Source organism: Paratissierella segnis, from assembly GCF_014385195.1.
Taxonomy (GTDB): Bacteria; Bacillota; Clostridia; order Tissierellales; family Tissierellaceae; genus Paratissierella; species Paratissierella segnis.
This window is the reverse complement of record NZ_JACRTG010000014.1, coordinates 14573-29473: the sequence shown is the minus strand read 5'-3', so window position 1 is coordinate 29473 and position 14901 is coordinate 14573. Positions and strand designations below refer to the sequence as shown.

Genomic DNA, 14901 nt, shown 5'->3' with positions numbered 1-14901 from the left:
TTATAGATAAATGCAACCTTTTTCATTGCCATGACCCTCCGATTCAATCAAGCTTTCTTCAATTTTTTACCACTAAATTCAATCACTTTAGCAGCTAATACCTTCATAGGATCAACGTAAAAATCATCCAAATGAATTTCTTCTTTTATTATTGAAAGCTCCGTACAGGCTAAAATCGCGTTTTTACAATTAGCATCTTTTATAAACTTATCCAATACAGCCCATTTTTCAAAGTCACAAGGCTTACCCTTTTTTATCCTGTCATAAATTTCATACATTACAATTTTCTGCATGTCTTCCGGCAATATAAAAGGAACCACTCCTACCTTTTCCAGCCTATCCTGATATAGTTTCGTTTGGATTGTACCATCAGTGGCTAATACTGCCACCTTTTCTCCTTTGGCTTTTTGTGCGACTTGATCAACAGTCTCCTGAACCATATGTATAATAGGAATATTTATTTCGTCTTTTATCATATCTGCAAAAAAATGCGCCGTATTACATGTAATTCCAATCGCTTCACATCCACTTTGCTCCAATATCTTTGCATCTGCCAGCAATTGATCGTGTATTTCAGTATATTCACCATTTAATATTGCTGATGTTCTATCCTTCATTGAAGCATCGCTATATATTATCATATTCAAATGATCTTGATCACAACCGGCTTCCGTCATATTCGTTACCATTTTATAAAATAGTTGTGAAGCCATAGGACCCATTCCACCTATTATTCCAATTAGTTTACTCATTTTTTTCTCCTTCCTACATCCCATTTATTTGTCTAGCCGCATTCTTAAACAAAAATCTTTAGCATATTCACGTGTATCAAGCTTTCGATTACAATGTCATCTTCATATTATGCCTATAACTGTTTCTCTTCTATTATACATTTTTTATTAAAATAATTCTATTATGTTATTTTTAGTGATTTTCAATAAATACTATTTGTACTATTTAAAAGATTCTATATGAGTCTCATAAATGAAAAACGATATGTTTTCGTCATGAATTAACTTCACAACAACATATCGTTTTGTTGATAATCAGATACTTTTATCTAAATTCATTATTGAATTTTTTATGTTCTAATATATTTCTTAAAAGATTGTCATCAATTGATATTAGAATTTAATAAATTTATCTCCCGGAACGCCGCAAATACTGCATTTATCAGGTCGAGATTTTTCAATGTTACCGCATACAGGACATAGATAGTAGAAAACTTCTTCAGTCTCATCAATATTCTCTAATGCATCCTTATAAAGCTTAGCATGGACTTCTTCCGCTTCCTTTGCAAATGTAAATGCTCTAACCGCTGCTTTATTTCCTTCAGCTTCAGCATCCTTTATAAATTCAGGGTACATTTCTGTAAATTCATAGGTTTCTCCTGCGATTCCATCTTTAATATTTTCTTCTGTTGTACCAACTTTTCCTGCCAATTCATATTCTTTCAATGCATGATAAGTCTCCGCTTGTGCTGCAGCTTTAAACAATTTTGCAGCATTCTTCTTTCCATCTTTTTCAGCTTTTGCGGCATAAGCCAAATACTTTCTGTTTGCTTGAGATTCTCCTGCAAAAGCAGCCATTAAATTTTCTTGGGTTTTGTTTGAATTCATTGTTTTGTCCTCCTCATTTTTATTTAAACTTTCTAATAATTTTTTTACAGCATCTTTAGGGAATCTTTCCGGATAATCTTTATCAAGAAGTGATTGCAAAAATTCCTTGGTGTTTTCGCTTTGCGGCAGCATATATCCGGCTTCACGGATGATATCCTCCGCCATGATACGATTTGATTTTTCTATAGCATAAGCCAGTTTGCCAGATAAACCAGCAGCTATATTCTCCTGTTTCGACTTGCTTCGCATCAATGCTTTCAGCGCATTAACAGCTGAATCTGTTTTGTCCTGCTGTTTGGGATATTCCTTCGGAACCATAGAAATCGCACCGGATGGGCAGGCATCGGCGCAGTCCCCACAACCGATACATTTATCGACATCTATTATACTGTTCTCTGTATCTGTCGCCCCAGTTGGACAGACATAAAGGCATAAACAGTCCTTTGTACACAAACGTATATTTCTTACTGCATATTTATCGCCCATTTTATTCCCTCCCCTCAATCTTCTCGAATTTCCAATTAGGCACCTTGCATACAGGGCATATTTCCGGCAGCGTATCTCCTATGTAAATAAAGCCGCAAATAGTACAAACATAGATTCCTGTATTCTCGAGGATTTTGTCGCCCTCTTTTTCATAGCGTGCTAAAATTGATTTTTGAATTCGAGTAACTTTTTCACTCCATACCAAAGCACGAAGCGCACCTCGATCCTTTGCATTGGATGCTGCAGAATTGGCGTTCGGAAATCCCTCTTCTAAATCTTTTTCAACTAATGCAATCAATTGATTATAATCCGGATCCTTAGCAGGCGCTGAAGCTGTTTTAAAATATTCGGATAGTTCTTTAAAAATAGCTTCTTCTTCAGGCTTGTACTGTTTTTCACATCCACGTGCAAGATTCGTGCAAAGTGCACTGACTTCCAAAGGAGACATCTCTCTCATATCTACGGATGACTCAATTGCAGATATTGGTTTCTTTTCCAAAGGTGCAACTGACTCACCCTGTTTTTCAAATTCAGATTTTTCTGCGCCGCATAGAGGACATACCCAATCCTCCGGCAATTCCTCCCATGTTGTGCCCGAGGCAATACCTTCTTCGGGAATACCTTTTGCTTCATCATATATGTAGCCGCAAACGGAACATACATATTTTGCCATTTCATTACCTCCTCACTTGTTTTCTTCTATATTTATAAGGCATCTTTACAAATACCTTTGAAATATACGCTCTTACTATTAATCTGGAAGTTGATTAATGTTCATGATTTTACTACCATAATTGTGTAATATTGTATTTATTACAAAGTAGTAATTGTTACATTCTAATTATATACAACTAAAGTTAAAAATGCAATAGGATATTAAATATTTGTCAATAGAAAAAATAGGGAGGGACAATTGTTAATGTCCCTCCCACATTTTTACTCAAAATTCATAATAAAGTTTCTTATGTCATGAAAATCATTCCATGGCTCATAATGCTTGCCTTTTTTATCCAATAAGACTGCCAAATTATCCCTGGCAAATACCAAATCTGCTTCATGCGCCATCCGTACATCTGTATAGCTATCCCCTGCGCAAATAGCAAAATTATAGTCATATTCAGCCATAATTAGTGTCTTTTGCATAATCTCCCCATCCTGCTCATAATCGGATATAAGCTTCATATACGGACCATTACAATCTAAATCTACGCTGTGTATATTCAATAGCTTATCTTTATAAGGAGCAAGCTTTTCATTGACATATGGGGAAAGTCCTCCTGAAATCACTACTACCGGAATATTTATTTGCTGCATTGCATCCAATAATTCCTCAAAACCCTTCCTAATAGGAACAGTTTTGACATAGTCCATAATTTCTCCCAACTTACTTGAAGGAATAGTTCCAAATCCCATATGCAATACCTGACTGAGTGTAAGCTTACCGGAAAGCATCTCCTTATGTTTTTCTTCATAAAGCTTTGGTTCAATTGTACGTCGCATACTTCCTTCTAATGTCTCTTCCGATGTAATGGTTCCATCAAAATCTAAAAACAATATTTTATCATACATAAGCATTTTCCTTTGTTTTATTGCATTAAATCAAAGTTTTTAAAAATATCAGGATTGAGAAACTCTGCCATTCGCCTTAGTTCCTCATGGTCCTTTGCATATTCCATAAGATCAATGCCTTTCATTGCAGCATCTATTGCCTGACGCATTGATCGTGCTCCAGCTTCACTGCCATCGGGATGTCCATGTACTCCTCCGCCAGCTGCCAAAATAATATCGGTACCCAAATCATCAATGCAATTTTTTACAACTAACTGGGTTGTACCACCTGAACAAGCATACATCATAGGCTTAATATTCCACCAAGGTTGTGTAAAGAATTTAAAACTTCGATAAAATATTTTATACGGTATAGGAAATTTTCCCCAAGGATGACCGTTTATCTGGAAGTCTCCTCCTGCTAGTCGGGTAATTTTACCTATAACCAACGGAGCGGAAATTCCGGTATATGTTGAGCTTGCATATGCTCCTACAAAGTCTACATGTGCCAATATGGGTACATTTATATTCGGATCATCTGCAAGCATCTTTAGTGCGCCATGTCCTGCTGTATAGGTATTAAGCATTATACAGTTAGCACCATATTCTATAGCCCTGTAGGCATTATCCTTTATTTTATCAATGTTGTCTGTAACGTTTACGGCGTAAAGAGTGTGCTCGCCTGTTTCTTCAAATACCTTTTTCTCTTTCTCCATAAATTTTGTTACACGATCTTTAAGAGGACAAAAGCTTTCATTAGCAGGTAAAAGCTCATCATCCTTTATTATATCAACTCCACCTTTAGCAGCACTGTAAAATATCTCCGCACCTTCATCCGGTGTCCAGCCTATATTGGGCTTAATCATTGCATTTAGCAACGGCCTATCTTTAACTCCAAGTAAATCTCGAAGACCTTCTACTCCAAACTTCGGACCTTGGAACTTCTCAACATATTTTTTAGGAAATGCACAGTCTATCAATTTAACCATTCCTGAAGCCGATATATTTCCAAATATCGTTGTAAGCATCATAGAAATACTGTTACCTAAATTTTCCATAGGAAATGCAATTTGAATAATATACATTGGCGGCAAGTCCTCAACATAATCAGCACCTGTGTCAGGTACTTCATATATTGCAACAACCTTTGCGCCAAACTTTATTTTTTTATCTACGGAATCGGCGCCAACCTTTATCCAGGTACCTGTAGTCTGCTCATCAGCAATAGCTAATGCAAGTTTTTCAATACTTTTTGTTTTTATGCGAGCTTGATAAGTTCCGATAATATAATCTTCCGAAAATGCTACCTCCGGAAACGCATGTCCTAAGTTTACTTCATCTAATTTTCGTATCATTTCAGCATCCTCCTTAATTTAGCGCTCAATATTTTGGAAAACATCCTCAAAGCCTTTGAGAGTTTCCTCTATCGTGTCGTCATTATCCGCCATACTAGTATATATACGACTGCCTGCAAGAGTAATTATCCCGTTAGCAGTCAATGCAGCCCCAAACTTCTCAATATTATGCTGTCTAGCCGGAATCTTTTTAAATATATCAGGATCAGTAACAGATAAATACATTACTCCTGATACTTCAAAATGAAGAATTGATCCTATATTCCATACTACAAAGGGCAATTCATATTTATCAATTAACTTCTGAATACCTGCACACAGTTTATCTCCATTTTCTCCAGCTTTTCTTGCAGCATCCTGCTCAACAATTTCTTTGATAGCATAATATCCGGCAGCACAACTTAGAGGATTGGCTGTCAAGGTGCCACCAACATAAGCTCGTTTCTTCCCTGCTTGAACACCTGCTGCCAAGCAGCTCATTATATCTTCGCGGCCTCCTATGCCACCTGCCATTGGGAATCCTCCAGCTACAATCTTGCCGAATACAGTAAGGTCAGGTCTTACGTTAAAGTAGCCTTGTGCTCCGCCGGGACCCGCCCTGAATGCAGTTACTACTTCGTCAAATATAAGAAGCGCATCAAACTCGTCGCATAGCTCTCGCACCTTTGTGCAGTAATCAAATTCTGCCATTCGTGTTCCGCTTTCCGGACCGAAAGGCTCAATAAGTACAGCTGCAGTTCCTCCTGCCCTTTCATTTTCCTCCAAAACCTTTCGTAGAGATTCTATATCTCCAGGATAACCTTCTGTAGTATTAGCTGATAGCTCACTAGGTATTCCATGAGCTTCAAATGTCTTTGTATATGGGATATGCAAGCTGTAAACCAATTGGTCACTCCAGCCATGATATGCTCCACCAACTTTTACTATTCTTTCCTTTCCAGTAAATGTTCTTGCAACTCGAATAGCAACCATATCCGCCTCTGTACCACTTGCAAGGCAGCGATATTGCTCAACCCAAGGCATATTTTCATTAATTATCTTTGCTAACTTCAGCTCATATTCATGAAATAATCCAGTAACAGGGCTATGATCTTTAATAACCTCCAATACCTTATCCGTAACAGGCTTATAATTGCTTCCTAACAATGTAGGACCTCCTGCCTGCAGATAATCCACATATCGGTTGCCATCAACATCATACAAATATGCTCCTTCCGCTCTATCGATTGCTAGCGGAAATGGATAATTGAATGCAAGATTATGCTGCACTCCTCCTGGGATATACTTCCTTGCTTCTTCAATCAAGGCTTTAGAACCCTTACACTTCGTATCAAAATACGAAAGATAATTTTCCATCGCCTTAGGGTTTATTTCATATATCCTATCATTGACTAGCCTATCCATCTTTTCGTTAATCATTTTTACATCAGGCCATTTTGAAATACCATAACGTTTGTCCATTTTATTCACCTCTAATTTTTTTTACTAAATTAATGTTTCTTCAACTTCAAAGGATTCATTTTGGTTATATAAACCCTCATATAAAGCATTAAGGGAGGCAAAAGATTTTTTATTATCAAAATAAAGGTTCTTAAATACCGGGAAAATTCTGTCATATATAGCTGTATTAGCGGCATTTGGCTTATATGAAGCCTTAACCTTTATAATATCTTTTATCTCCTTAATATCAGAAATAAGTCCAAAGCTCACTGCCATCAATGCTGCAGCTCCTATTGTTCCCACATGCCGTGGATTTTCAATTGTTTCCACTTCCCTGCCCAAAACATCGGCTAACACCTGACAGATATAAGGTGAAATCGCGCTTCCACCTGTAAATCGCACAGTTGATGTCGTTTTGAACGCTTTCTCCGTTACTTCAAGCATCCATCGCATATGCATACAAACACCTTCAACCACAGATTTAACTAAATCACTGCCACGTGTTGCAATTCCCAGCCCAAAAAATACTCCCCTTGCATAAGGATCTTCAAAAGGACAACGATTTCCATGCATCCAAGGAGAATATACAATGCCATTGCTGCCAGCAGGGACATCCTTCATGTATTCAATCAAACCGTCATAGTCCATTTCAGGTAAATCAATACGATCTTTTACCCATTCCATGCATTTGCCGGCAGTTTCCAATTCGGCAATATAACAGTAAGAATCAGGGTCCACTCCCACTAAAGCACCTATAACATTGCCAATATCTAAATGAAGTTTATCCACTGTCGTACATACCCATCCTGAGGTCCCGGAATAGAAGTTTACATCTCCTACATTAAGACAACCGGCTCCTATTTGGCATAGGCTGACATCACTGCCCCCCGAAAATACAGGTATTCCCGGTTCCAGGCCAAGATCATTCGCGGCAATTGGCAATAATCCGCCCACTTCATCGGTTGAATTACACAATTCAGGAAGATGATCCATATCAATGCCAAATAAATTGCATAGTTCTTTGCTCCAACAACCTTTTTTTACATCATAGAGAAATGTGGCACTTGCAACATCACGGCTTACCCGCATTTTTCCTGTAGCACGACAGGTCAAATATTCCTTTGCGTCCAGCCATTTGTATGTATTATGATAAATTTCCGGTTCGTTATCCCTAATCCAGTGATATTTCCATATAGGGTCTTTGGTGCTTGCAGTGACCGCTCCGGTAATCCTAATTAATCTATATACTTTGTATAGATTTAGCCCTTCTATTTGCAAACCTCTTTTCATATACTTGGCAAATTGCTTATCTGCTCTGGTATCCATACAGCTCATAGCTCGCCTAAGCGGCGTGCCTTCCTTGTCAACCATAACCAACGTCTGCATTTGCGAACAAAACGAAATTCCTTTAATTTCTTCCTTAGAAACCCCCGTTCTTTTTAAAAGTCTTTTTGTGCTTTTTCCCATGGCATCCCACCATTCCAAGGGATCCTGTTCCACTCCGCCATTTTCTAAAACATGCAGTTCATATGGTTCCACTTCGCCGTCAATTAGGTAAACGCTTTCCTTTTTGCTAATATCAAACATGCATGTTTTAAGACCAGTTGTGCCGATGTCGTATGCAATAACCTTCATCTTAACATCATCTCCATTTATAAAGATATGTGTCTGAAAAGTTTGTATCGATACTATAATTATACTCGGGTCTAAAATTCGTGTCAATACTAAAATCTATTATTGCTAAAATTATTTTTTTCTGTATAATAATATTATGGATATGAATAGAAGAGAATTAAACAAAATTAATAGCAGAAAGCGCATTTTAAAAGCTTCCCGTAAGTTGTTTTCACAAAAAGGCTATGAAGAAACAATGATGGAGGATATTGCAAATAAGGCTGAAGTATCTAAAGCGACTATTTATAATTACTTTTCTAACAAAGAAAGCCTATTAATAGGAACTGCGAATGAAGTACTTGACAGGGTTGAAGCTATGGTCAAAAGTGATAATACTGACTGCAAAAACAGTGAGCAGAAACTAAAAATTGCATTAGAAGAGTTAGTATCTGCATCGGTAGAATACTTGGGACTTTCACGCCGCATTACATATCTTAGTTCTTGTGAGGACAGCGCATTGTATGCAACGAGTAAAAAAATGGTGAATATTATAAAAGAGCTTGTCATAGATGCACAAAATGAAGGATTGTTTTTATCCGGCGCTAATGCAGATGATATTGTAGATGTGATTATGGGTATTTATCTCATAACCCAGTTTGAGTGGTCTCATATTGATGAGTACTCCCCTGAATTTCTTAAAGAGAAACTAGACCGCTTTTTTACTGCAATGCTAAGTGAATACCGCAGTAAATCGGAATAAATTTTCTAGATTTATTGGGAGTGAGGTGTTTATTCTAAATAAAAGATACCTCCATTCCCAAACTCAAATTTCCCTTTTGCTCCTATTTCGAAATGTTTCTTGGCAATGCCTAAATCAATCATATCCATTGAATAGTCATTTGCAATTTGAACACTTAAGGTATTATTCTCATATTTAAACATTGCTTTTTGTGTGTTTTTAGCACTTGGAGCCAATAGTACAGCTTTCATTCCGTTTTGTACCCATTGAGGCAAAGGACTATCGCTTATAATTCGTTCTTCCATACTCTTTACCTTTCTATGCGTAACTGAATGTATCATCTTTTCCTTTAAGGAAAGAGCTGCTACTTTACCTACTACTACAACACAAGGTGACTTTTCACTTTTATCAATAGTTAATACATCCTTATCAAAGGTACCCCCAACCCAGCATGTTCCAAGACCTAAATTGGTTATATGAAGAACTAATTCTTCTCCATAATATCCAATTTTCTCGTCTAAATCTTTATCGTCTTTATTACCTTTCATCAATACGAGGGATCGTACACTGGTAAACAGCCCATAACTTTTACTTAACTTTCCAAAGGCAACGCTTCCATCCTCCATAAATTCCATGGCTAAACCGGATACTTCATTTAAATGATTTATAATCGAAATAATATTTTCTTTTTCCCAATCTGTAATCGGCTCATTTTCAAACTTTCTCCGTGAAGCTCTATTTTCTATTGCACTTAGCATAAGATTACCTCCATACATTAGATTATACTAAATTTTAATTTGTTTAACGTATTCATTGTTCAATTTACATCCGGCAATCATAACTAATTAGAATGAGAATCCCAATTGTTCTACGTCTTCTGTTCTTATTTTAGAAGTAACCATCTAATTTATATAATGTTGAAATCTCATCAAGAGTTATTTTCTTCTTATCTATATTTCTTATTGATTTCATCTTAGCATCTCCATTTTTTTAGAAAGTCAATTTTATCAATATCTCCGCCTACTGAAATTGCAGTTCTAATAGCATCTTCAAATGAAGTAGATTCTAAAATTTCCCTCGTCTCTATAATTGCTTTAGCTACAGCTAAGGTCATAATACTATCATCAGTTGCAAAGCAATCTTCAGCAAATAATATGAAATCCTTTGCCCTATAGTTATTGAATTCAAAACGAGAACCAGCTATATCTCCAATATTGCACCTATCATTATTTAACGCCTCCTATAGCACTATCCGTTCATACTATTTTATATATTATTAGCTAACCATATCTTTAACGAATTGTCATCAATCACAATGTATTTACCTTTTTTGGACTCCCCGTAATTATCCAAAAAGTGGCTATCCACTAAATACTTAACTATATTAATAACTACATGATAAGCCGTAGTATATTTTGTATCTTTTAAAATCAAGCTCTCATATCTTTCTGCTATCTTTCTTGGTTCTATATAATCAGTACCATATTCGTTCTTTCTATTAACAATACTATTTATAATAGTCTTAAATAAAGGTTTATCAATAGATATACTTGCATATTTTTTAGCCAACTTTATTGATTCATTGTCTGTACTACTATTTTCAATATTAGTTTCTTCATTATTTTTAGCACTATCATTTAATTTTATCTTTAAATTTTGTTCCTTATATCCAGCAATTTTTAAAATCCTTATACATCTATTGTAAATAGTATTTGCATTATCATTGACTAGTACATATAATCCATAAGAGGTCTTTTTATAATGTTCTTTATCTATCTTATTATGTTCATAAGTAAGCGGTATTCTTTTCTTTCCCTTAAATTTGTCATCCCTTAAAACATCTGCTACTATTCCCTTATCCCTTTTATTTAGTTCTTCCATCAATATCAACAAAATATCTCTCCAATATTTCACATCATATTTTATACCAAATAGTTCCACCTGTATGGGATCAGTGCCTGTCCAATCATCTAAATAATCGTATTCAGTATCATTGCCTAATTGATCTTGTTCTTCGCCTTTTGTTATAGAAATATATTCATTTCTCACATCATCTATTTTTTCAAGTATTTTTTTTAGATCTTTGAGCTCTTCTAGGCACCCTTCCAGCTCTTCTACTAAATCTTCTTCAATCAATTCTTTAGCCTCATCTTTTAATATCTTTATGTGGTCATTAATATCTTCATTTAACCAGTTAAAATCCTCTTCAATTATCTCGAAAATATCCTCTATATTATTTCTATCCGTCATTGTTACCCACCTCTATTTTTCTTAATATCTAACCTCTAACACTATATATGAAAATTTATCAGTTCTATGTAATTGATTATTTGACCAGAAATTTATCGCACCACTTTGTTGTAAAGTCATAAACTTGTTTCTACTATCATCGTTAGACACCTCCGTTCCTTTTTAAAAACTGTAGACTTAAATCACTCATTTATATAATACTAACCACTTCATTAGGTATGCCTTATCATTATTTACAAGCACTTCATACCATTCAGAAAAAAGAAAATATTCTTCATCATATATTTTAAGAGGTGCAAAATAATATATTTTAGGGCTTTTCCCTTGGTTCCCTTCCTATTATCTTCGCCCATATTAATATAATAACACAAAAAGGGATAATGAAAACACTTTCATATTCAATATCATTTGATTCATACTGACAATTACCATCAATTTATGGGCTCATCTCTTTTATAAATGACATAATATTGGGCGTCTTCTACATAAATTAGAAAACGCCCAGTATTTTCATTTAATGAACAATTTTAATGTATTTGCTTTAGACTATCAATAAGAAATTATTAAGCTTTAAACCAATTTCCATTAATAAGAGCCTTAGCATCAGAAGTTAGTGGAATCAAATCGCTTCTGTCAAGATATGAAATATCAAATTTACGATTCAGAGCTGCAAAATGTTTTAATCCAAAAGCTATTTTATTTAAATATGAAAATACTCCAACAGCTCCTAAAGAAAATTTATTTGCTTCCTTACCATATATAAATCTTAAATCTGCCAAATCATAATATAGTTCATTAACAGTACTGCCAATTTTCTTCATATTATTAGGAATATCTCCTTTTTTTATTCTTTCACCAACATTTTTACCACTCATGGCAGCTGTCATAGAAGCACGGCATATTCCTATACCAGTTATATTTTGATTTCCAAATGCAAGTGCCTTAAATACTTGGTCTTCAGAACTAAATCCACCAGCAATAGTAATAGCCGGAATATAACGATCCTCCGCTTTTAATTTCTCAACTATGTTACAAACTGCTTCTTCCAATAATATTGTAGGCAGACTCCATTCATTCATCATCTTACAAGGACTATATCCGGTTCCTCCACCGGCACCATCAAAAGTAATCATATCAATCTGGGCTTCACTCCCAATTCTTATTACTCTTTCTAAATCAGCTCTATCATATCCGGCCATTTTGAAATAGAAGTTTTTAATTCCCATTTCTCTTAACTTCTTTACCCTTCCAACTAAGTACTCTTCATCCCACAATGGTAATCTAGTATAAATATTGAAATTCGGACAAACTCCTTCTTCATCCTTTTTAATAATCTCAGGATCCATAGGATCCGGAAATACCAACATCCCTATTTCTTGTTTTTCTAATGCTTCTTCTCTGTTTTTTAATTTACGAACTGGTTGTGTACCTTTCGCACTTTGACCAAATTTGAACTCTAAAGCCTCTAAATTATATTCCTTTATTGCATATTCCGGAATTCCCAGCATATCATCTTCAACATTACACTGTAATACAATCTGCCCATATCCCCGATAATATTTTCTAAAAGCATCTAATATAATGCCTAAAGCAGGAAATTCAACAACTTTGTGATTCTCAATCTTTAAATTAGGATCCTTATCTCTTGATTCTTCACCAATTACACATGTTACTCCCGCCATGGCTGCTCCGCCAAAATAATCCTTCCAGTTTAATTTAATAATAGCGGGTAAAATGATTGGCATAGTCAATTTCACAAGATTCAACTTACCATATTCTCTTTCTAAATTTACATTATAAATATTTGCTTCTTCATAACTAGCATTAACACCAATAGCACCAAATACCCGTCCGTTGATATTAAAGTGTGAAAAATCAATTGGATAATCCTTTTCAGATGCCACTTGATTATTTCCGGTATTTATTGGATAAACAGTTTGCTTGCCTAAAACCGATGCTAATGCAATTTCACACGTTCCATCACATTCCTCTGTACAAAACGAACACATTCCTGACTGCGGAGAAATATGATTGCTCCTAAGATATGTATCATTAAATGCAGATGATAATTTAGGCTGGTAAGTCATGATAAAGCCCCCTTTGTTTTAATCTAATATTCTATTCGTCACATTCATCATGATGTTGATGCTCATGACAAACAGACCCCGTAGACTTAAGCATTCCTTTAAGATATGCATTTGCAGCATCTTTCGCATTACCGGATGCTCCTACGATTACTTCAATGCCTTTATCATTAAAGATATCTATAGCACCTTCTCCCATACCTCCTGAAATAATCACATTAACTCCCATATCATTTAAAAAATTCGGCAGAAATCCAGGTTTGTGTCCTGGGTTAGGAATAGAATCACTTTTTGTAATCTGCCCATTTTCAGCTTCAAAAATATTGAAATTGATACAATGTCCAAAATGTTCTGTTACCATTTCCTTTTCGCTTGCTACTGCAATTTTAATCATTTCTTTTTCCTCCATTTTTTTATTTTTAATGTACTCGTCAATTATTATTGCTGCTTGTTCCACAAATTCTTCACAAGAAGGATCTTTATGATTCCCTTCAGATTTATCCTCAGATATAGAAATATCATCTTTTACAGATGGTTTCAAAAGTTCCCTGCATATAATTGAATTATTTTTATCTTTAAACTTTTTACCCATAGACTGAATAAGCTTATAATGCTCAGTTTTGGCAATTTTATCTGACGGGTCAGAATATCCGTATATCATGCCTGCAACCATAAACATGCCACTGACTGCTCCACATACTTCACGAAGTTTGCCCATTCCGCCACCAAAGGATGAAGAAATTTTTAGTGAAGTTTCTAAATCCAATCCCGTCTCATCACAAAAGGCTGCAAAAACAGACTGTGAACAATTATATCCTTTTTTATACAATTCCTTTGCTAATTTTGAATGCTCACTCAATTTCTTTTCCCTCTATTCCTTCTGAAAGTATTTTAGCGACAGAATCAAACCAATTTTCATCAAATAACTCTATCATACCTTTATCACATGCTGCAGATATTTTCGGGTCAATTGGCAATTTAGCTAAAACTTTTAATCTATGCTTTTCAGCTATTTCTTCAATATGACTATCTCCAAATATATGATAGTCTTTTCCGTTATCAGGACATGTAAAATATGACATATTTTCTACCAAACCAATAATAGGTATATTCATCATTTCAGCCATCTTAACAGCTTTCGATACAATCATTGATACCAGTTCCTGGGGTGAAGTTACAACGATAATTCCATCAACGGCTATTGATTGAAATACTGTAAGCGGAACATCCCCGGTTCCAGGAGGCATATCGATAAACATAAAATCTACATCTCCCCAGATAACATCTGTCCAGAATTGCTTGACCGTACCGGCAATAATTGGACCTCTCCAAACTACAGGATCAGTGTCGTTTTCCAAAAGTAAATTAACAGACATAATATCAATACCAGTCTTACTTTTAACAGGGAATAAGCCAAACTCATTTCCTTCAGCTTTTCCCTTGATGCCAAATGCTTTCGGAATAGAAGGTCCTGTAACGTCCGCATCAAGAATGGCGGTATGATAACCCATCCTATTCATTATAACTGCAAGAATGGAAGTTACAAGAGACTTTCCGACTCCCCCTTTACCGCTAATAACACCTATTACTTTTTTAACGCTGCTCATCTGATTTAACTTCTCTGAAAAATCAATTTTTTGTTCTTTTCTTTCTTCACAATCCTCCGAGCAGCTACTGCAATTTTGATTACAACTCTCACTCATTTCATTATTCTCCTTTGCTAATAATTTAAGTTTTGAATTCTAACATCTATTCCCAACCACAGT

Annotated in this window: 14 protein-coding genes and 1 pseudogene; 1 reads left to right on the top strand and 14 read right to left on the bottom strand. The window is 35.3% G+C overall.

Going from position 1 to position 14901, the window contains the following annotated elements:
• Positions 1-47 precede the first annotated feature (47 nt).
• The 8 genes and pseudogenes from H8707_RS05025 to H8707_RS04995 form a co-directional block, all read right to left on the bottom strand.
• A complete protein-coding gene (locus H8707_RS05025) occupies positions 48-752 on the bottom strand; it encodes an aspartate/glutamate racemase family protein (protein WP_262429047.1) in 705 nt (234 codons plus the stop codon).
• Between the two features lie 372 nt (positions 753-1124).
• Positions 1125-2105: a ferritin family protein gene (locus tag H8707_RS05020; RefSeq protein ID WP_262429046.1), complete on the bottom strand. Its 981-nt coding sequence runs from the start codon at positions 2103-2105 to the stop codon at positions 1125-1127.
• Position 2106: 1 nt separating this feature from the next.
• Complete coding sequence (locus tag H8707_RS15220) at positions 2107-2553, bottom strand: rubredoxin-like domain-containing protein (RefSeq protein ID WP_394354635.1); 447 nt, start codon at positions 2551-2553, stop codon at positions 2107-2109.
• A 72-nt stretch (positions 2554-2625) separates the two neighbouring features.
• Positions 2626-2778: pseudogene (gene rd, locus H8707_RS05015) on the bottom strand (rubredoxin); the annotation flags it as partial.
• Between the two features lie 263 nt (positions 2779-3041).
• Positions 3042-3674 carry an HAD-IB family phosphatase gene (locus H8707_RS05010; protein ID WP_262429045.1) on the bottom strand — a complete coding sequence of 211 codons (633 nt, stop codon included), beginning with the start codon at positions 3672-3674 and terminating at the stop codon, positions 3042-3044.
• A 17-nt stretch (positions 3675-3691) separates the two neighbouring features.
• On the bottom strand, positions 3692-5008 hold the full coding sequence (locus H8707_RS05005; protein ID WP_262429044.1) for a RuBisCO large subunit C-terminal-like domain-containing protein: 1317 nt from the start codon (positions 5006-5008) through the stop codon (positions 3692-3694).
• Between the two features lie 18 nt (positions 5009-5026).
• Positions 5027-6469 carry an aspartate aminotransferase family protein gene (locus H8707_RS05000; protein ID WP_262429043.1) on the bottom strand — a complete coding sequence of 481 codons (1443 nt, stop codon included), beginning with the start codon at positions 6467-6469 and terminating at the stop codon, positions 5027-5029.
• Between the two features lie 24 nt (positions 6470-6493).
• Positions 6494-8170 (bottom strand): xylulokinase, encoded by a 1677-nt coding sequence (locus H8707_RS04995; protein WP_262429042.1) that lies wholly within the window; start codon positions 8168-8170, stop codon positions 6494-6496.
• A 49-nt stretch (positions 8171-8219) separates the two neighbouring features.
• On the opposite strand from H8707_RS04995, the gene H8707_RS04990 reads away from it, so the two are divergent.
• The gene (locus H8707_RS04990; RefSeq protein WP_262429041.1) at positions 8220-8822 is read left to right on the top strand and encodes a TetR/AcrR family transcriptional regulator; all 603 of its coding nucleotides are present in this window, start codon (positions 8220-8222) and stop codon (positions 8820-8822) included.
• Between the two features lie 29 nt (positions 8823-8851).
• Here H8707_RS04990 and H8707_RS04985 read toward each other — a convergent pair whose 3' ends face one another.
• From H8707_RS04985 to H8707_RS04960, 6 genes are all read right to left on the bottom strand, one after another.
• Entirely contained in the window at positions 8852-9559 is a 708-nt protein-coding gene (locus H8707_RS04985) for a nitroreductase family protein (protein WP_262429040.1), read from the bottom strand.
• A 215-nt stretch (positions 9560-9774) separates the two neighbouring features.
• The gene (locus H8707_RS04980) at positions 9775-9915 is read right to left on the bottom strand and encodes a hypothetical protein (RefSeq protein WP_262429039.1); all 141 of its coding nucleotides are present in this window, start codon (positions 9913-9915) and stop codon (positions 9775-9777) included.
• A 152-nt stretch (positions 9916-10067) separates the two neighbouring features.
• Entirely contained in the window at positions 10068-11051 is a 984-nt protein-coding gene (locus H8707_RS04975) for a hypothetical protein (RefSeq protein ID WP_262429038.1), read from the bottom strand.
• A gap of 563 nt (positions 11052-11614) precedes the next feature.
• Entirely contained in the window at positions 11615-13138 is a 1524-nt protein-coding gene (locus H8707_RS04970; RefSeq protein WP_262429037.1) for a glutamate synthase-related protein, read from the bottom strand.
• Between the two features lie 31 nt (positions 13139-13169).
• Positions 13170-13994 carry a C-GCAxxG-C-C family (seleno)protein gene (locus tag H8707_RS04965; RefSeq protein ID WP_262429036.1) on the bottom strand — a complete coding sequence of 275 codons (825 nt, stop codon included), beginning with the start codon at positions 13992-13994 and terminating at the stop codon, positions 13170-13172.
• Positions 13987-14838 carry an Mrp/NBP35 family ATP-binding protein gene (locus H8707_RS04960; protein ID WP_262429035.1) on the bottom strand — a complete coding sequence of 284 codons (852 nt, stop codon included), beginning with the start codon at positions 14836-14838 and terminating at the stop codon, positions 13987-13989. Before H8707_RS04960 ends, H8707_RS04965 begins: the two co-directional genes overlap by 8 nt.
• Positions 14839-14901: the final 63 nt, after the last annotated feature.